Source organism: Microbacterium sp. B19(2022) (assembly GCF_012030385.1).
Taxonomy (GTDB): domain Bacteria; phylum Actinomycetota; class Actinomycetes; order Actinomycetales; family Microbacteriaceae; genus Microbacterium; species Microbacterium oxydans_B.
The window spans coordinates 215,399-232,452 of sequence record NZ_JAAUVO010000003.1 but is presented as its reverse complement, the minus strand read 5'-3'; the positions used below and the strand labels follow the sequence as shown (position 1 = coordinate 232,452).

At 63.6% G+C, this 17,054-nt stretch carries 17 protein-coding genes; 6 read left to right on the top strand and 11 right to left on the bottom strand.

Annotation, left to right across the window (positions count from 1 at the left end; all coding sequences use genetic code 11):
• Positions 1-94 precede the first annotated feature (94 nt).
• Both HCX50_RS04155 and HCX50_RS04150 read right to left on the bottom strand, forming a co-directional pair.
• Entirely contained in the window at positions 95-1,867 is a 1,773-nt protein-coding gene (locus HCX50_RS04155; RefSeq protein ID WP_167633124.1) for a hypothetical protein, read from the bottom strand.
• A complete protein-coding gene (locus HCX50_RS04150; RefSeq protein ID WP_167633123.1) occupies positions 1,864-2,814 on the bottom strand; it encodes a hypothetical protein in 951 nt (316 codons plus the stop codon). Before HCX50_RS04150 ends, HCX50_RS04155 begins: the two co-directional genes overlap by 4 nt.
• Positions 2,815-3,773: 959 nt before the next feature.
• On the opposite strand from HCX50_RS04150, the gene HCX50_RS04145 reads away from it, so the two are divergent.
• Positions 3,774-4,028: a helix-turn-helix domain-containing protein gene (locus HCX50_RS04145; protein ID WP_167633122.1), complete on the top strand. Its 255-nt coding sequence runs from the start codon at positions 3,774-3,776 to the stop codon at positions 4,026-4,028.
• Position 4,029: 1 nt separating this feature from the next.
• Entirely contained in the window at positions 4,030-4,386 is a 357-nt protein-coding gene (locus tag HCX50_RS04140; RefSeq protein ID WP_167633121.1) for a hypothetical protein, read from the top strand.
• 88 nt (positions 4,387-4,474) lie between these two features.
• On the opposite strand, the gene HCX50_RS04135 is transcribed toward HCX50_RS04140, so the two are convergent.
• The 5 genes from HCX50_RS04135 to HCX50_RS04115 form a co-directional block, all read right to left on the bottom strand.
• On the bottom strand, positions 4,475-5,719 hold the full coding sequence (locus tag HCX50_RS04135; protein WP_167633120.1) for a type II toxin-antitoxin system HipA family toxin: 1,245 nt from the start codon (positions 5,717-5,719) through the stop codon (positions 4,475-4,477).
• Positions 5,703-5,996, bottom strand: a complete 294-nt coding sequence (locus HCX50_RS04130; protein ID WP_205828770.1) for a helix-turn-helix domain-containing protein — start codon at positions 5,994-5,996, stop codon at positions 5,703-5,705. The genes HCX50_RS04135 and HCX50_RS04130 overlap by 17 nt, the downstream gene beginning before the upstream one ends.
• A 117-nt stretch (positions 5,997-6,113) precedes the next feature.
• On the bottom strand, positions 6,114-6,275 hold the full coding sequence (locus HCX50_RS04125) for a hypothetical protein (protein ID WP_167633118.1): 162 nt from the start codon (positions 6,273-6,275) through the stop codon (positions 6,114-6,116).
• Positions 6,276-6,843: 568 nt separating this feature from the next.
• Positions 6,844-8,346 carry a restriction endonuclease gene (locus tag HCX50_RS04120; RefSeq protein ID WP_167633117.1) on the bottom strand — a complete coding sequence of 501 codons (1,503 nt, stop codon included), beginning with the start codon at positions 8,344-8,346 and terminating at the stop codon, positions 6,844-6,846.
• Positions 8,315-8,860 carry a hypothetical protein gene (locus HCX50_RS04115; protein ID WP_167633116.1) on the bottom strand — a complete coding sequence of 182 codons (546 nt, stop codon included), beginning with the start codon at positions 8,858-8,860 and terminating at the stop codon, positions 8,315-8,317. The genes HCX50_RS04120 and HCX50_RS04115 overlap by 32 nt, the downstream gene beginning before the upstream one ends.
• 114 nt (positions 8,861-8,974) lie before the next feature.
• On the opposite strand from HCX50_RS04115, the gene HCX50_RS04110 reads away from it, so the two are divergent.
• A complete protein-coding gene (locus HCX50_RS04110; RefSeq protein ID WP_167633115.1) occupies positions 8,975-9,328 on the top strand; it encodes a histone-like nucleoid-structuring protein Lsr2 in 354 nt (117 codons plus the stop codon).
• Between the two features lie 288 nt (positions 9,329-9,616).
• Here HCX50_RS04110 and HCX50_RS04105 read toward each other — a convergent pair whose 3' ends face one another.
• The 3 genes from HCX50_RS04105 to HCX50_RS04095 form a co-directional block, all read right to left on the bottom strand.
• Positions 9,617-13,117, bottom strand: a complete 3,501-nt coding sequence (locus HCX50_RS04105; RefSeq protein ID WP_167633114.1) for an NACHT domain-containing protein — start codon at positions 13,115-13,117, stop codon at positions 9,617-9,619.
• Positions 13,118-13,290: 173 nt separating this feature from the next.
• Entirely contained in the window at positions 13,291-13,662 is a 372-nt protein-coding gene (locus tag HCX50_RS04100; RefSeq protein ID WP_167633113.1) for a hypothetical protein, read from the bottom strand.
• Between the two features lie 1,022 nt (positions 13,663-14,684).
• Complete coding sequence (locus HCX50_RS04095) at positions 14,685-14,903, bottom strand: hypothetical protein (RefSeq protein ID WP_167633112.1); 219 nt, start codon at positions 14,901-14,903, stop codon at positions 14,685-14,687.
• Between the two features lie 122 nt (positions 14,904-15,025).
• On the opposite strand from HCX50_RS04095, the gene HCX50_RS20025 reads away from it, so the two are divergent.
• The 3 genes from HCX50_RS20025 (at position 15,026) to HCX50_RS20020 (ending at position 16,003) form a co-directional block, all read left to right on the top strand.
• Positions 15,026-15,154: a hypothetical protein gene (locus HCX50_RS20025; protein ID WP_272953077.1), complete on the top strand. Its 129-nt coding sequence runs from the start codon at positions 15,026-15,028 to the stop codon at positions 15,152-15,154.
• 58 nt (positions 15,155-15,212) lie between these two features.
• On the top strand, positions 15,213-15,719 hold the full coding sequence (locus HCX50_RS04090; protein ID WP_167633111.1) for a hypothetical protein: 507 nt from the start codon (positions 15,213-15,215) through the stop codon (positions 15,717-15,719).
• Between the two features lie 155 nt (positions 15,720-15,874).
• The gene (locus tag HCX50_RS20020) at positions 15,875-16,003 is read left to right on the top strand and encodes a hypothetical protein (protein WP_272953076.1); all 129 of its coding nucleotides are present in this window, start codon (positions 15,875-15,877) and stop codon (positions 16,001-16,003) included.
• Positions 16,004-16,548: 545 nt separating this feature from the next.
• Here HCX50_RS20020 and HCX50_RS19840 read toward each other — a convergent pair.
• Positions 16,549-17,046, bottom strand: a complete 498-nt coding sequence (locus HCX50_RS19840; RefSeq protein WP_237682343.1) for a hypothetical protein — start codon at positions 17,044-17,046, stop codon at positions 16,549-16,551.
• Positions 17,047-17,054: the final 8 nt, after the last annotated feature.

The window sequence follows — 17,054 nt, the reverse complement described above, 5'->3', positions numbered from 1 at the left end:
CGATGATCAGCGCTCGCCGCAGTTCATGCCACGACGAATAGCCCCGTCAGGGGCCATTCGCTACTGCTATTCGATTGCTGACGAGTGATTCGGACTACGCCGGTGGGGCGAGCGCCCCGACCGTCGCCGGCCGGACGTTTGGTAGGTCGTCGATGGTGAACTTCTTCCGCGACTTGCGACGTTTCTTCTCTGCGGGTGTGCATTCTTCAACGAGTGCGCGCACGAGCACGCGGATGTTGTAGGCGACTGCCATGAGTGCCGTGGCGATGGAGTGGTACGCCTCCCCGCGTCCGGGACGCTTCGCTGCTGATTCCAGGTCGGTGAAGCGGGTGTGCTTGATGGAGTTGTTGACCGATTCGACCTGGTTGCGCTGCCCGTAGACGGCCTTCCATTCCTGGCTTCCCCACGGGTGTCGTTGCAGGTGACGAACGACCTCGGGATGCGGGTGAATGGTCACCGAGCCGCGAAGGTTGTTCTTCGAGACGGGGATGCGCTTGTCCGTGGCGGGGTCGTACGCCATGTAGGACTTCGGGTCGGGGTAGGTGAATCGCTGGTCGCCCCTGTTGTGGGCCTTGTTCGAGATGTCGCCGTGTCGTTTCATGGCGTAGGGCTTGCGGGCTTCGATTGCGCGTTCGACATCTGCCGCGGTGACGGGCAGTCCAGTCACCTCGTTGAGCTTCTTCTTGGTGCGGAACCACTTGGTCATGTACTTGAGTTCCTTCGGCATGTACTCGACGTAGAGCTGTCCGTCGACGACGACGATGGGCAGACCGGGAACGGTCGCCTGCACGCCGAACTGTTCCTTCGTGTAGTCGTAGGCGAACTCCCACCCATCGATGCGGCACGCTTGAGAGAAGTTCTCGGACATCAGTCCGTTGAACGCTCGGTCGGCGGCAGCGATACCGCGCTGCTCGAAGTTGCGGGCGTGCTGGTGCATCGCTTCCCGAGGTTCGTCGGTGATGTTGCCGGGGCGATGGAAGCCGACGCCGGTGATGATTCGGGCGAAGGCGGGGTGGTGGTCGTAGCCTTTCGTATCCATCATCGTGACGATGTCCATCTCATAGGCGGCGCGGGGAGGTTCATCCATCGCGTCTTCTCGATGGGAGCGGTCGTAGGTGCCGGCGGAAAAGTCGACGTTCGTGAGAAGGCCGCCCCTCTTGAGCGACTTGCTTGCCTCACGCACCTTCGGGTGGTCGAGCGGCAGCCCTCTTCTCACGAATGTCGTGGCCTGGCTGTGAACCCGTCCGAGGATGGGCACCTCCGTGGAATCGACTGCGACGTCACCGGTGTACCGGTCACGGTAGCGCTGGGGGAGCAGCGCCACGGAAGCGTCGACCAGGGACTGTCGCATCCAGCGCAGCCGGTCGGAGCGCTGTTCATCGCGGGCGGCATCGGCGATGACTTGTTCCGCGAGGGAGAGTCGCCGCCGTTTCTGCGTTCGGTGATAGGGGTCGACGAGCTTGGTGAGGCGCTTCTTTGCGCGCCAGTGCCGGTGCAGCCATCGGTCCTCGTTGACGCTTTCCCAGGCGATGCCGAGTGACTCGAACTGGGCACGGGTCAGACGGTGGGCATAGGTGTCGGCGAATTCCGTGTACTGGGCTCCCTTGCTCCATACGGCGCTGATGAGTTCAACGACGAGCACTGCGCGGAAGGTGAGCAGAGCCTTCCGTCCGGAGGCCCTCTTCCTTTCGAGGCCCGCCCACTCTTCGAGTTGTTGCGGTACGCCGGAGCGGTCGATGATGTCGACGTAGTTGTTGAACATGGCCATCGGCATGGGGCCGGTGACGGCCATGGCGCGCTTGTACTGGAAGTTGCCGACGCCGACGATGCTGCGCAGTTCTTCGTCGAGGTTCAGTGCGGAGCTCACGGCTCGACCTCCCCGCGCAGGAAGTCGATGTAGTCGCTTTCAGGTGCCTCCGAGACGTAGCGCAGGAGTCGGCCGAGGTGCTCGAACTTCTCGAAGCCGCCGGCGACGAACAGTGACTTGATGTGGACAATGGCCGTCAGGTGGGTGACGAACCAGGTTGCGCGCAGCCGGGCTCCGTTCGGCGCGTCGCCGTCGGTCGTCTGCGTGAACGCCGACAGGGCGGCAGCAGGTCGCGTGCGATTCGGCGTACCCCACAGCGTCTCGTGGTCCGCGGGAACCTGCTCGAGGACGGCGGTCATCCACTCGTCCCACTCGCTGAGTAGGGGGACCCGTCGCTTGAGGTCGCCACGGACTTGAATGATGTGTCCACCATCCGCCGTCGGCGTGACATCGTCCGCGCGGACTTCGATGATCTCGCTGGGGCGCAGCCCTGCACCGGCGCACATGATGAGCACGAGCATGCAGCGGTAGACCTTGAGGGTCGTGCGCTGAGCGACGGCCCAATGGCGGAAGTCGGTCATCTCTTCGGCGGTGTACGGTGCGGCGGTTGTCTTCCTGCCGAGCGCAGTCATCTTTTCCCCGTGTTCCTCGGGGAGAAGAATCTCGGAGATGCGCATGAGGTAGCCGCGGTAGTTGCGGCGGGTGCCGTCAGCCAGCTTCAGGTGCTTGTCGTTGACGTACAGGTCGATGGCCTGCCTTGACCAGATGGTCTCCGCGTCGAGCGGCCATCCGCGTTGCATGCACCAGGACACGAACTGCGAGGCGGCGCGGATGAGGACCTCCGCGGAGTACGGCGTCTTCGGCGCGGCGACGGATACCGCGTCCCGGACGAACGGTCCGATGCGCTCCCACATGGCCGGGTCGATTCTCGGCACGTAGTCGGTCATGAATGCGACCACCGGTGCGGGGACGATGGTCCAGGATGCCCGGGTGAGTGCGTGAGCCAAGGCGGACTCAGGCAGTGGGGTCTGGCGGAGTGCCCCGAGGCTGTCGCGGAGTGCGACGTGGTGGCGTCGCGCCCATGTGGTGGACGTGAAACGGAGCCGCTTGGCCCGCCGGATGAGGTGTCTCTGATTTTTCTGCACACTCTCCTAGGCGGCAGCTCGTCAACCAGGACACGTCCGATAAGCGACATACGATGTGTATTCTTGTAGCTCAAGAGTGAAAACACATGATCTAGACCAGATAACCCATCTGTGCAGTGCATAATCAGCAGGGCGAGGATCTCATGGTGCGACCAATTGATGGCCGCGGGTTCGCTTTCGTGCCTCGCGACGTCGTTGCACAGCCGAAAGCGTTCGGACAGGCTCACGGCCTTCTCGAGCCCGCCCACGGCGTCGATGAGAGCAGTGAGAGATATCGAGCCGCGATGGTCCAACACGTCATGGCGGTATCGGTGCGAGCAGGCCTGTTGAAGTCTCACGGGATCACGCCACCGACATTCGCCGAACGTTTCCCGGGCAGGGGGCTAGGGGCAGATCGCGTGCGACGGATCCTCCGCGGCGAGACTATGGCGCAGCTCACCGACTTGATGTTCTGGATGAAGCACGTTCCCGAGGTTGCCGAGGCGATCTCCGAGCTGACCGGCCCGTGGTTCCGCGTTATCCCAGCCGAACCGGAAGCTGCTGCCGCTGTCGACGCGCCGGAGCCACCTCCGGAACCGACCATGCGGGAGACTCTGGCGGCATTACGAGGGCGATACGGCGTGCAGGAGCCAGGAGTCGGCGCATCCGCGATGCGCCGTAGCCCAGAGAACCCATATGTGTCTGCTCCACGCGGCATTCGATAACCCCCCGCGAAAAGACGCAGGACAGACGAAGAATAGGCCTTACAAGATAGGTCTGACAAGTGAGGCCTGCTGGGCAGGGTGTTTTCACTCAGGCCTTGTGGCGCACAATTTCATGTGATGTGGGATCTCGAACGTGCGCAGGGCTTCGGCGCTTCATTGAAGTCGCTCCGACAAGCGCGCGGACTCACCCAAGAGCAGCTCGCGTACGCGGCCGGTCTTACGAAGAATCAGATCCAGCTTTTCGAAGCAGGTAAGGGCTCAGGAAAGGCGGGGAACGTCAGTCCCGCGAATCCTACTCTCGCGAGCATCATGGGACTGTGTGCCGCGTTTGAGATGAGTGTGTCGGAGTTCTTCGCCGCCGTCGAGATGTGAGATGTCACAGCCTGCGTCATGCGCCGCGCATGACAGGCTTCTGAAGGACTACCTGACACCGACCTCCGTTCTCCACCACCGACGGGAAGAGACGCTGAGCCCTGACGAGCGATCCTCGCTCGAGTACCTGATGGCGTGCATCTACGACATGGATCGCTTGCGACGGAGGAGCCCCGCGCACCGGTGGGCCCGCACCGCGCAGCAGATCGAGGACGTCGCGCGTAGGGTCGGTGATCTTGCTGCGTCCGAGGGGGAGCTGTCGACCGCGCAGCGAGCGTGGATCACGGCACAGAAGACAGGTCCGGTGAACAGCTTCCAGCGAGATCGGCTGGAGGCGATCCCCGGCTGGGTGCGGTGAGTTTCCAAGAGCGGGTCCGCTGGAGCAGCCCCCTAAACCTTTGGCGCCCAGCTCCGCAGGATCAGCGAGCCACCTCGGGTAAGCGCCGTCAGTGACCGTTGAATCCGTAGAGAGTCCCCGGATTGAGAAATTGCCGTCTCCAGAGGAGCTTCTGGTCCACGGTTGTCAGCTGCCCGTGGTCGACTGCTTCATCCCAATCGTCATTGATGACGCCTTCGATGCGTTCCAGGATGCTGTGCGCGTGATCTTCCGTGAGCCCGTACAGGCTTCGTGCGGACAGCAGGCTGGCGAAGTTGTTGGCTTTGGATCCGCGCCGGTCATATGCGATGGCCTGTGACGCGGTTTCCCCACTTCGTCGCATCGGTGAGATGTCGTATGCCGGGCTGAGGGTCGCGGTAGTGCCATCCCAGAGCACGGCGTGATTGCGAAGGTGGTCGTCGGAGTTGGAGACCGCCATGTTGAAGGCGATGCGGGTGAACAGCTCTTCGGCGGTGCCCTCTGGTGCTCGGTTCTCGCGTAGCGAGTCGAGAAAGTCCACGTAGCTTCCGCTGCGCGCCTGCTGCTCGTCGAGGCCGGTCATTGTCAGCGCGCTGGCCGCGAACACACGCTGGTCATTGTCGACACGGTCGAACCGTGTGACGAGGAGGACGCTACGTCCGAGCACCTTTTCCACCCGAGTCGGGGCAACGTTGATGCCTACGCGGCCGGCGAGGAACATGCTGGCGGCTTCCGCGCCGACGACGGGGAAGTTGTCGTTGGATGCGGTGAACTTCGCGATGTACTCGCGGTGACCGTCGTGGAGGATCGCCTTCGGTCGCGCACCACCCATGGCGGTGCCGCTGAGAAGCGCGCGTTCGAGCTCGTAAGACAAGTTCCCGCCGGCTTCAACGATGTCGGCGGCGTTCAGAAGCTCTTCCAGCTGTGCGGGTGCGGCGTTTCGGGGAACGTACTCCGCCGGCGACAGCTGAAAATCGATGGCGCCGAACCTGTTGGATCCGGAATGGAGGAGATACGTGCGCTCATCCAGGTCGCCCGTGTCCGCGTCCGCACCGCGATCCCCGGTTACCTGGTACTGCACGACTCGTCGTCCCCACGCATCGGGGGAGGCGTCACGGAGCGCGCCGGGGAGGCCCATCGAACCGGTCGGACCGTACGTATCCTCCGACAGGGGCAGGGTTGGTGACAGGGAGACGGCGTTGTCCCGCTCTTGGTAAAGCCGCCCGTAGTCGAACGAGAACTGGCCGGGAGTGTTCTCGCGTAGTCGCCCTGCGGGAACAGGCGCGGTCTCGCCTGGGAGCCATGCCCAGATGTAGATGTCAGAAGTCGAGGCCATCGCTGTTGTCTCTCCGAGAGCGGTCGACCCGCGCGGGCAGCAGAGCAAGGCGTTCCTCGCCGCGACGTCGGAGGGCGATGAGCTCGCTGGGGTCGTCGACGCCGAACAGTGGCACACCGACGATGGTCGCGATATTAAACACCGTGCCGATGCTTGTGGTGGCGCTGCCACGCTCAATGGAGTGCAGCGTCATTCGAGAGATGCCCGCCGTGCCCGCGAGTTCATCAGCGGTCATTCCGCGCGCCATACGCGCCAGACGGATCTGCTGGCCGAGCACGGCAAGCGCGTCTTCGGCCGCCCGCGATGGTCCTACTCGAATCCTGCCCATGTCCAATAGTTTAGACCTAAATGGCGTTTATGCATAAAGTATTGGACATCCCGACTTCGGTGGGACTCACTGGGGAGGGTGGCGGAACAGGATGGCCAGCACCTTGCGTGCGTTCTTGCCGCGCTGGCCGGTGCCTAGCGTGCCTACCCACGCGATGGGGATCGTGACGAGGGTGAGTACGAGCAGCGGTCCGGCGACGGAGCTGAACAACGAGGCGATGTCGTGCATCGCGTCTCCCAACTAGTGCGAAGCCCAGGACGAGGCACTGATGGACGACGATACCGCTGACGGAAGTTCGTGCACGGCTTCTGAGAGTGTCCGAGGGCGGATCCCCTGTGCGCCGGCCTGGGGGCGCGCGGTGTCCGTCTCGTTCGTTCTCGCCGTCTCGCGTCCAATGCACCTGGCGCTCTTCGCGGTGCCGACCCGGGAACCCGCCCGTCATCGGCGTCCTGCTGTTCGCAGGCATTGCGCCCGCCTCCACCGCGGCATCTCACCGTTGCGGATCGTTCCCGGCCTCTCGCCGTTCACGTCCTTCGACGCGGACTCTTTCCGCGCTTCATGCGCCCCCGCCTATTGCAGGAGGGGGTTCTCGCCCACCGGGGGCGGAAACTCACGACGTCACTATAGCACGCACCTACCCATGTGGAGCGTTCACACTTGCACGATGATCCGAAATAAGTTCGATTGCGCGTGCTTGTACTGCGCATCAAGGCCGGCACTCGGTCGCGCCCACATCGGCGAACGCCTTTGTCACCACGGGTCGGCGCGAGGGCGGGTCACTCGTGCTTGGCGGCTTTCAAGCCTCTCGCAAGAGCGCAGTCAATGTGCCGGTGTAGAGGCGGCTGCGGCAGGACGCGAGAAGCAGCAGGGCATCTAGTGGCGGCCACTCGCACTCGATGTCCCGTGGCGGTGTTGCAGAGCCGTCGGCGTCGTACATGATGCGAGGCACCGGGCGCACCGTACCACCAGCTCGCCTGAACGTCTCCCGTCGTGTTCCCACGCTGGTCGCGTCCGGCGTGATCCGTAGCGCGCCAGCGTCTGACCGCACGTCGGTGAAAACGTCGGTGAGATCGGCGGCCACGCACAGGTCGAGGAGGACGGTGAGGACGTAACTCGTTTGCGCCCGCGTCAGCGTCGTCGTCTCCAACCACCCGCCGAGGAGTCGCTCCACCACGGTAAGCGGGGTCTCGTCCATCGATCCCAACCCCAACCCTGCACGCTCGGGGTCGCTCCTTTCCATCAGCCACTGCGCGACCGAGCGCAGATACGCTGCAGCTCGCTGCGGGTCTGACCGATGCAGCACCACGGTGATAGGTATAAGGGAGAAGGCGAACTGGTCAGATACGGGACGTGCCGTACCGGGGTGAGATGTTGCGAGAGTAATGACAGCGTCGGTGAGGCGCGCGCGTTCGTCTTCGTCATCGTGAACGAGTGCGGCCAACGCCAGGATCTCGGTGGTCCGCACGGCCGTGACCGCGTACGTGACGAGAGATGCAGGGTGGAGGTCCACCCGCGCGAGGTCCGCGGGGTCTGCAAGGAGGGGTTCCACGGCGTCAAGGAGCAGCATGCTCACTGCGCAGAACAGCCGTCGTGCTGACTCCGCGGTAGATCCTGTGCGCAGCAATACTCCCCGGAACATGTGGATGGCGGTCATGGCCGCGAGGTCGAGTCGTTGGTGTTCACGGAACGCGTTGATGAGGACTGCGGCTTCAATGCCCGCGGTGTCTCCGTCGATCCACCGTCGCGAGAACCGTTCCAGTTGCGGCTCATCCACGGTGTCTGCGCGCACAGTGACAAGCATGCCCTGCAAGGCGTGTTCGTCGTCCAACGACAACAGGGCGAGGTCGGGTCTCGAGGTCAACCACCCGGTGAGGTCGTGCCTGTCCCAGAACTCGATACGCGCGAGTCCGCGTTTCTCGGCGGTCTTCGCGAACTGCTGAGCGTCGCTCGGTGCCGCGCCTTTCAACCTTCCCGTGGTGAGCAGGACGGCGACGCGAGGCATCTGGTCGTCGAAGTTCGGGTGGCCGAGCGTGTTGTACTCGGCCTCCTCGAGCTGCGGGCGCACTGCTCGCCATTCGTGCTGCCCCAGGTCCCCGGCCTTTGACTGGATGGCGTACTGGTGAACGATGCCGGTGTCCGGGTCCGCGCGCTTCGCGATGATATCTTTTCCGAATTCGAACGACCCGTGGATGAAGTGGATGTCGTGGAACCCTCGCGCGGCGAGAAGCGCGATGATGACCGGATCGAACTCTCTTTCCGTGACGGTGTCAAGGAAGTCGCCGATTGCGGCGTCGAGCATCCTGCTCCTCCTTCTTGAGCGCGAAGATCGCGTCGATGCGCTCCTGCTGTTCCGGTGTGGGCGGGTTGTCGCTCAACTGCTGCAGGAACTCCTTGGACGCGATGATCTGCATGTTGTGGTTGCCGTCCTCATCGAATTCGATGTCCACTTTCGCAAGACCCGCGATGTACTGTTCCACCGGGTTGGTGGGGTCGATGGTGACGACGTTGCCGGCGGCGGTCGCGTTGTCGGAGATCATCCGGATCATGTCTTTGCTCTGCTGCCTGCCGAGGTTGTTACCGACCTCGTCGGCAATCGCGAGAATCGTGGTGACATCGAACGCGAGGGTGGCGTCCAGGGACATCTCCAGCTCATGCCGATGCGCGAACTGGCGAAAGTCGAGCGACTCGGCATCGTCCTCATCAAAGTCCGGGAACTCCTCAATCGTCTCCCGCGTGAACGACGTCAGGATCGGGTGCTGGGCCTCGGCGAGAGTGCGCACCGTGCCACTGAACCATTCGGCGCCGGCGCGCACGTACTCAGTCGGCCGAGCGGGGAACGCGGAGGCGGCATCCTCGGGAATTGAGGTCATGACAATGACCGTAGTGGCAAACCAGCAGGGGTGGCGTCGGGTCGATACCCTTTCACAATGGCCAAGAAGACCGTCACCACTTATGTGTACACCGACGACCTCACGGGGGCAGAACTCGAAGAAGGGGATGTCCGCACCGTCGAGTTCTCATACGGGAGCCGGAGTTACAGCATCGACCTCAGCGAAGAAAACGCGACGGCACTCGACACGGCACTTCAGCCCTATATCGCCGCGGGGCGAGCGATCCGAAAGACACCGAGAAAGCGAAGTGCGGTGCCCTCATCCGAGATCCGTGAATGGGGATGGTCCCTGCCCACGGCCGAACGCACACGGCTGTTCCCGTCCGAGCGCGGGGCACTCCGCAAGGACGCCATTGAGGCGTACAACGCGCTACATGGGACGAACTACTGATGGGTGAGCCAGCGCTGGATAACCTCGTCAGCCTGTCTGCCGATTCGCGAGACCGTCTCGCTCGTATCGTCGTTATCGACCATCCCAGCGGCACCGACGTGTACGGAACGGATTCATTCGGCGAGCCTGTGAGCTCTCGATTCTCGTCGCCGGGATCGCTGCCGTGGGATGCGGTATTGAGAGCCGCTCTCCAACCGGCGGGCATCAGCGTGGGTGTCGCTGTGGTCGAAGATGCGGAGCCGGGGACCGGATTCCGCAGGCTACGGTTCACTGCGCGCGCCGTCTGAGTCACTGGTCTCGGCGCACGAGGAGCTCTTCCCGCGCCGCCGCAGCCGGATTAGGGGCGCTCTGGTGGCAGGCAACGCTGGCACAGGTGTCGGCACGCGCATCGTTCGTTCTCGCACAACTCCGACACATCCATCCGGTGGGCTCCTGCGCCGCGACCTCCTCGAGCACCGATGGCAGGTCCTCCGCATCCTCGTCTATGAGCTGACGCAGGGCTGCGAGTCGCACCTTCGCATCGTCGTCGTGCAGGAGTGCAAGGTGAGTGTCGTGGCCGGCGTTCGGCGCCTGCGCTGCGACTTCGCGCAGGATGGGGTTCTTGTCAGCCAGCCACTCCTGTGTGAGCTCTCCGTCGGTGACGATGGTGAGGGCTATCGCGGCGAGCCGTTGGTGTCGGGGAGCGCGCCCCAGCCGCGTGATGGCCAATTGAAGACGGTCCCCGGCGATGTCTTTTGGACCTAGTGAGAGCATGTACGCGGCGAAGTGTGCCTGGTCGAGCGTGCGTCCGAGCGTTCTGTCGAAGATGCTGGCGGCGCGGTCTGGGTCATCGATACCCGCCCAGTCTGGTTCGACGTGTTCGTCGATCTCCTGACGGAGCGCGAGATAGGGATCAAGGGACCCCCACGTGTTCACGCGGTCGATCACGACAGATGCCTGACTGGCGAGTACCCCGCAGTCCATGTGCAGGGACATCGCGGTGTACCGGAACAGGTCGAGGAGGTAATCCTGGTCTGTCCTCAGAAGCGAGGTGTTAGAGAGCACGTCTGAGCGTGTGACGTTCAGCACGGTGCCGAGTTCTGCGGTGTCGATCTGTTGCCGTGTCGTCAGAGAAGTTGGCTCCCAGGCGCGGAAGATGCCGAGGAAGTCCGTGAAGGTGCTCTCGTTGAAATCGAGGTTGAGGCCGCTGAAATCGAGGCGGCTGAGCCGACGGGCGGTCAGCTCGTCGATGCTGCGTGCTTCCGTGGCGTACCCGAGGTCGTTGAGGACGTCCCGTAGGCGGTTCCGGAGGCCTGTCATGATGCCTTCTTCGCGCGCCCGCTCTGCGATTTCTACAGCTGCGGAAGGATCGGCTCTTAGGAGGGCTCGCGCGGCACGGACTTGTGGGTCGATGAGGCCTGAACGCAGCCGGGTCATCCAACTCAGCTTCTGCTTCGCCTCCCCATCAAGCTTCGGTAGCACTTTGGTGCGCAGCAGGTCCCTATAGTCACTGAGACTCGCGGTGAGTGCACCCTCGTAGTGCAGGACCAATCGGGCGTCGGAGCGGATGATGCGCTGATGCTCGATGGGAAGTGCGTCCATGGATCTCAGGAGCGTCTCGATGAGGTCGGTAGGCACGCGCAGCCGCGCGAGGACGTTCCAGTGCCGCCATCCGTCGCTGGTGGCGGTGCAGATGTGGCGGGTCAGTGTCGTGCAGACGAGACGCAGTTGCGAGTCGGTGAGGGGCGCATTGTCCAGTGACGCACGCGCCATCGCTGCGGCGAGGGCGTAGTTGTCGGGGTGGCGTTCGAGTTCGCTCTCGCAAATACCGAGGACGGTTGTGGAGAGTGAGCACGCCAAGGTGAGGGGTTCGAGTTGTGTGGCGTGAGTACGCTGACGCACCCAGTCGGCGAGAGTGTCGGGCTGGTCGATGGCGAACATCGCCGCGCCAACCTCAGCCAGGAGCGAGATGCGGGGAGTGACCCGGTCGGTGTCGTGGTCGAACACGAAGACCCCGGCCTCGTCAAAGGCGCGGATTGCTTCCGCGGCGTTCACGCGGCTGGGCCCTGGTTTATCTCCCCAATGCTCGGCAAGGTCTGCGGCGACGGCGGTGATGAGTTCATCTGTCGAGACAGCGCCTTGACTGTCGAGGATGGTGTCGGCTTCTTTCGTGAATGCTCGTGTCCCGCGTTGTAGTGTTTCCTCTCTGTCGTGGCGGCCACCGCCTCGGGTCGAGAGTTCGTGGCGGAGCACGAAGTCTTTGACCATCGCGACAAGGATCCGGCCGCGGGTGGAAGGCAGGTCGGAGACGGACTCGCGGCGGGCGGCGAGGAGGGCGAGAAATGTCGGAAGGAGCGGAGTCTCCTCGAGAACACGATCCTTATGCAGTGCACGCGCCACCCACGCTTCGCGCTGCATCACCCACGCTTCGGCGGCGTCGGCGTCCACTCCCTGTTCGGTTGCGGCCAGTGTGAGAACGCTGCGGACTGTTTCGGTGATGTTCTTGGGGGGAAGGAGCTCCAGGTCATGCCAGCCGAGGGTGGCTGCCTGGGCGTAGGCCACGTGCCGTGTGGCGAGCAGGATCGCAGTGCCCTCAGGAAGCGCCGCCACCATCTTCCGCAACGCGCCGACCACCGCGTGACGTCTGTCGTACGTCTCGTCGAGGGAATCAAGGAGTAAAGCGATGGGCCGGTCTTTGGTGAGACGCTCATGGATCTCGTCAACGATCTCAGCCTGATGAGGATGAGGAACGTTCTTCGTGGCGGCCCTGACGATCTGCGTCAGTATGCCGTCTGAAGGATGGTCGGGATTGATGCCGCGCAGGGATGCGACGACGGGAAACGGCATCGTGGCGTCGCTCGCGAGCTGGGCGGCGACTTGTCTGATGACGGTGGACTTGCCACCCCCGGGGAGACCGGTGAGGATGACGCGGCGGCGGCGGAGAAAGGCCCACAAGAGGTCGCCAGTGGCGCGGGAATCCTCAGGATCGACACCGACCTGTATTGCCTCTCCCGTGTCAGCCAGCTTGAGTGGGGGAAGGGTGGCGCCGAGGGCGGACAGGTCGACATGGGTGCCGTCGTAAGTGACCTGGCTGAGGTAGACGGTTCGTGCGCGTTGTCTGCGGAGGATGGCGGCGGCGGGCGCTGTGTCATCGGCATGCAGCGGGATGGATGCGGCCCGCAGGACCTCCAACCAACCCGCGAGGTCGTACCCGGTGCGTAATCGTGCGGCGCGTCCGGCGGCATCCAGGAGAACGTCCCACGCCCGAGCAGCGTGCGCCGGTGAATGGTCGGCGACGAGGTGTTGCAGTTGACTGATGGCCCGAGCGGAATCCGAGTGAGTCGGTTCTTCGACGCGCAACTCCCAGATCGCTGCACTGGCCCAGACGCTCTTTCGTTGCTCGTCGGTGAGCTCGGTGAGCTGCGCATCGAGAAGGGCGGCTACGCGCTGCTCGCCGTCAGTGAGGGCGGCGGGCGTGCCTGTCCGTGACTTGTCCAGTAGGCGGGCCAGGACCTTCATCGGGCCGTTGATCTCGGCCGCGACGATCACGAGTCGGTGGATGCTGGGGTCGATTCCTTGTCGCGCGGCAACCACCCACTGTGCGACAGCGCTGCTGAACGCTCGGCCAGCGCGAAGCGTGCGCTTGGCTTGGAGCAAGGCGATCTGGCTGCCGGCAAACTCCACGCGGACATCGTCGACGGGGTCGTCTGTCTCCGTCGCGACGGCGGTCACCATGGTGTGCGCCGCGCTCATGCTTGCCAGGGGCAGCGGTGTCCCGGTCACACAGTGGGCGACGACGTATGCCACCACTCCGCGTTTGTACTCGGTGCCTGCATCATCGGAAGCCCCTCCGATGCTCCCTGCTGACGCTGACATGGATGAAAGCCTAGGGCGTGTATCCGACGGAGAATCGTTTCCGTGACGCTAACGAGTCGGATGACGCGAGAGGTGCTTCCGGGTCACGCTCAGCCGACGGGGCGGTTTCAGATCTGAGTCCAGTCCAGGTCGGTGTGGTGCTGCGTGCGGTTGGTGGTGCACACGAACTGTGCGGCGTTATCTCTCCACTGCAGTGTCATCATCGATTTCCTCGCGGGAGGGCAGTACATGCAGTCCGCGACCGGTCGCGTCCACAGGACCCTGCCGTTCTCATCGCGCACGAGCAACCCAAGTAGCCATCCGCCGACGCGAACCACGGAATGCCCGCTGAAACGTGCAGTGGCGATGTGAACAGCGACAAACCCTGCAATGCCGGCGACGGCAGCGCTGATGAGGGCGGTGACGATCCAGTTCGGGCCGGCGATGTCTGTCGCGGCCGCGAGAACGATGAGGGATCTGTTGGAGATCAGATCCCTCATCGCCTGGAGTGCGTCTTACGGGAGCTGGCGCTTGATGTCGCGGTTCGCCTTCTGGACGGCCGCGTTGACGTCGCGCTCCATCTGGCGCTGCGCGGAACGGATCTGCGATTCGGCCTTGCGGCGAGCGGAGTTCATCTGGGAACGGATGGATGCTGCGGAGGGGACTCGAGGAGTCATAGGAACAGTTCTCTTTCTCGTGATTGATGTTGAGGGTCGTGTGAGAGAGGCCGCTGCTGCGGCCCCTCTCACACAATTGCTAGCCCTTGCCGAGCGTGCGACCGGCGCTTGACTTCGCCGGCTTGCTGGACGACTTCTTGGCGAGTGTCCTGCCAGCCCGACTGAGCGCCGTCTTCGACGGCTTTCCGTGTGCCATGGCTAGTGCTTCGTCGGATCGACGAGGGTGTAGGACATGCCTGCGCGCGGGGTCGGGGGAAGAGGGTTCCCCCGGGTGGAGGTCCTCTCCGTGCCCGTGTGGCCGCCACGCGGACCGATCAGTTCATACTGTCCGGAACGAGGGGTCCGGTCCCCAGAGTGAAGACGTGATGTCATCACACTCTCCTTTGAACGGAGGACTGGGGCGCCGAACGGAACATCTGGATCCGTTCGGCTGTTCTAGCGTTAAGCTGTTCCAAGTCATCCCACCAAGTTTGACTCTTCGAAGCTCGACACCTCGGCCCCGCCCGACGGTTGTCGAGCTTCGTCCATTTCCGGTCTCAAGACTACATATAGGGACGGACATTCGGGGTGACCACAAGGGCTAGTAGTTACATCCGTGTAGTTATCCACAGCCCGAGGCCGCATGGGCACACGTTGTCCACAGTTTCATCCACAGGTCTCTTCGATTAGACGACCAAGCGGCAGTAACGCACATCGTACGTAGGTGCGATTCATCCACAGACGACACACCTTTTGCAGAGAAATACGTCGAGTTCCTGTGGAATCAACGACCGGCGTGTCGCGAGAGGGGCCGCGCGCCTGCTCGACGCGTGAATCGAAGTTCTGGCCGGGATAGTTGACTCAGGTCAGCGCGTGCGCCGAGGCCGTGAAATGCGTGGGCGAGGGATCCGGGAGCGAGTGGTTGGGCGACGCAGCATCTCGAGCGTCTCGTCGTCCAACATCAGGGTGGGTCTGGCGGGGCTGCTGAGGTCTTTCAGGCGGTCGCCGATGACTTCGATGTCTCGTCCGATGCGAATGAGTGGATCGACGGGGAGGCCGAGACGCTTCTCGACGTCGATGTCCATCTCCGAGACGTCGACGTGCTCCAAATGCTCCGACGGACATCCCTGACCTCTGGGGTCGGTATGCCGGAATATGGGATGAATGGAGTGCGACACTGCACGAGCTGGAGCCTGTGGACGTCCCGATGACGCGCGCCGAGCTCGGCGCGGTGCTCCGGAAACTCAACCTCATCGCCGTCGAACTTGCCCGCCAGTCCGGATACGACCGCGGAGTGACCGCAGACGGGCGCCACTTCGCGACATGGACAGTGTGAAGGAGACTGTTGCTTGCGCACCGCGCTCCATGTCCGTCGTAGCGAATATCCTGATGTCGTGAGCAAGAAGACGGAGCAGGCGCCTGGGGCAAACGATGACGCGCAGCGTGCCCGATTCGCGCGTATCAGACTGTTGAACGAAGAACTCGACAAGCTCACCACAGACGCCGCTGACCGCACGGCGAGCGTTACGAACAAGGCCTCCTTCCTTGCAGTGTCGGCGGGCGTCCTTGTCGCCGCGTCCACCGTTCAGCTCTGGACCGAGGGGGCGTGGTTCGGAGTCGTCGCGCTTATCCTCGCTGGCGTCGCACTGGCGAGCGCGTCGGTCGCGGTCCGCCCCGGGAAGCGTGTGGGGATTCAGGCCCGCCGCCTCGTCGACCGCTATGTGGACAGCGCCATGAGTTCACTGCAGGTCGAGGAACGAATCGTCGAAGACAAGGCCTCCGCCATCGACCTGCGAGAGACTGACCTGCGCGCACGCGCCACATGGGTGTGGATCGGATTCGCAGCCCTCGCTCTCGCGTCAGCCTCGCTCACCGTTGTGTTCACTATCGAAGTTCTGTGATGGGAAAAGAAGAATGAGTAGACCTGGGTTTGATGACAGCGTGGCCGGAGCTGACACGCCTGTTTTGTCCGTTGGCGATAGCACCCTGGGCTCGTTGACCGCGTCTGGCGGCAGCGCCCTCAGCACGGTACTCGGAACTCTGCATGAAAGTGGTCATGGGACGCCCTGAGTACGAAGATTCGGCGACCGGTGGCACGACGGACGAGGTGGATCCCGTTCACACGGATGTTAGCGGTCTGCTGCAGCTCGGTGCCGAGCCGTCCGACGACATCATCACGACGTAGCTGCGGGATTCAGACCGTTCTCTTCTGAGGACTGCGTGAGGTTGCAGGCGCGTCTACGACCATGACGAATCGTCCCGGCCGCACGGTGCCCGCCCGTGGAAGGGCGACGGTGTTGCGTTCCGTCGTGACGGTCCTCGCGACAGAGCCATGACTCGGAGATTGCCTTCAACTGCTCCATGCCCACGCGTCGTGTCGGGCCTCGAGCAAGACATCGGCGAGTTCGCCCGCTCGGAGCTGTTCGATAGCGCTCGGTTCCTCACCGCCCTCGCCATTGTCGGGCCGCGTGTTCAGCCACTGCGCCCATGTCCACCGCCCCTTCGTTCCTGTGCTCAGAACGCGAAGGACCGCGCCAAGGCCGTCCACTAGCTTGCCGTCCCACACCTGAAACGCCGGATAGAGGAGAGTGCCCTCCTCAGTCTCGAGCTCGAGCAAATCGAGGGTCGAGGCTGCCGCAGCGACTTGCGCCGACGTCCATCCCAGGGCTCTGGCAAGAGATGCGGGTGTGTAGCACGGGCCGACGATCTGGGCCCACGGGTTCGTCTCCGTCACCGCTCTGCTGCCTCGCGGATGTCGCGGAGGCTGGGTGTCTCCAGCCGGAGGGTTTTCATGTCCAGGAATCCGAGGTTGCCCTGTTGCATGTCCGAGCCGAGGCTCGCCACCCGTCGACCGTCGTCCGTCTGCCCGCCACCTGCGGCATGCATGTGCCCGTGCATGAGCAACTCGGGGTAGATGGTGTTCCAGACCTTCGCGACGCGTCGTCGAGAGAGCAACGAGTCAGCGAGGGCGTCGTCGGGGAAGCCCATCGGATTTGTGCGCAGTACTTCTTGGACCGCTCTCACGGGCGTTTCTGCGGGTCCCTCGTGCGTGAGCATCAGGTCCGCATCTCCTCCAGCAAGAGCCGCCGCGACATGCTCGTCAGTGATGTCCTCGTCGGGCCACCAGGTGACGCCTTCACGCCTCCAGTACTTGTCGACGGATGTCGCGCCCCCGAGGGAGAGGACAGTGCGGCCGCCGATTCGCAGTCGAGCTGGACGCGGGAGCAACCAGTGAT

What these genes read in the sequence shown, in the direction of transcription:
- HCX50_RS04145 (WP_167633122.1), top strand. Translation starts at nt 3,774, where the DNA reads ATGTGGGATCTCGAACGTGCGCAGGGCTTCGGCGCTTCATTGAAGTCG.
- HCX50_RS04140 (WP_167633121.1), top strand. Translation starts at nt 4,030, where the DNA reads ATGTCACAGCCTGCGTCATGCGCCGCGCATGACAGGCTTCTGAAGGAC.
- HCX50_RS04135 (WP_167633120.1), bottom strand. Translation starts at nt 5,719, where the DNA reads ATGGCCTCGACTTCTGACATCTACATCTGGGCATGGCTCCCAGGCGAG.
- HCX50_RS04125 (WP_167633118.1), bottom strand. Translation starts at nt 6,275, where the DNA reads ATGCACGACATCGCCTCGTTGTTCAGCTCCGTCGCCGGACCGCTGCTC.
- HCX50_RS04120 (WP_167633117.1), bottom strand. Translation starts at nt 8,346, where the DNA reads ATGCTCGACGCCGCAATCGGCGACTTCCTTGACACCGTCACGGAAAGA.
- HCX50_RS04110 (WP_167633115.1), top strand. Translation starts at nt 8,975, where the DNA reads ATGGCCAAGAAGACCGTCACCACTTATGTGTACACCGACGACCTCACG.
- HCX50_RS04100 (WP_167633113.1), bottom strand. Translation starts at nt 13,662, where the DNA reads ATGAGGGATCTGATCTCCAACAGATCCCTCATCGTTCTCGCGGCCGCG.
- HCX50_RS04095 (WP_167633112.1), bottom strand. Translation starts at nt 14,903, where the DNA reads ATGGACATCGACGTCGAGAAGCGTCTCGGCCTCCCCGTCGATCCACTC.
- HCX50_RS20025 (WP_272953077.1), top strand. Translation starts at nt 15,026, where the DNA reads ATGACGCGCGCCGAGCTCGGCGCGGTGCTCCGGAAACTCAACCTCATC.
- HCX50_RS20020 (WP_272953076.1), top strand. Translation starts at nt 15,875, where the DNA reads ATGGGACGCCCTGAGTACGAAGATTCGGCGACCGGTGGCACGACGGAC.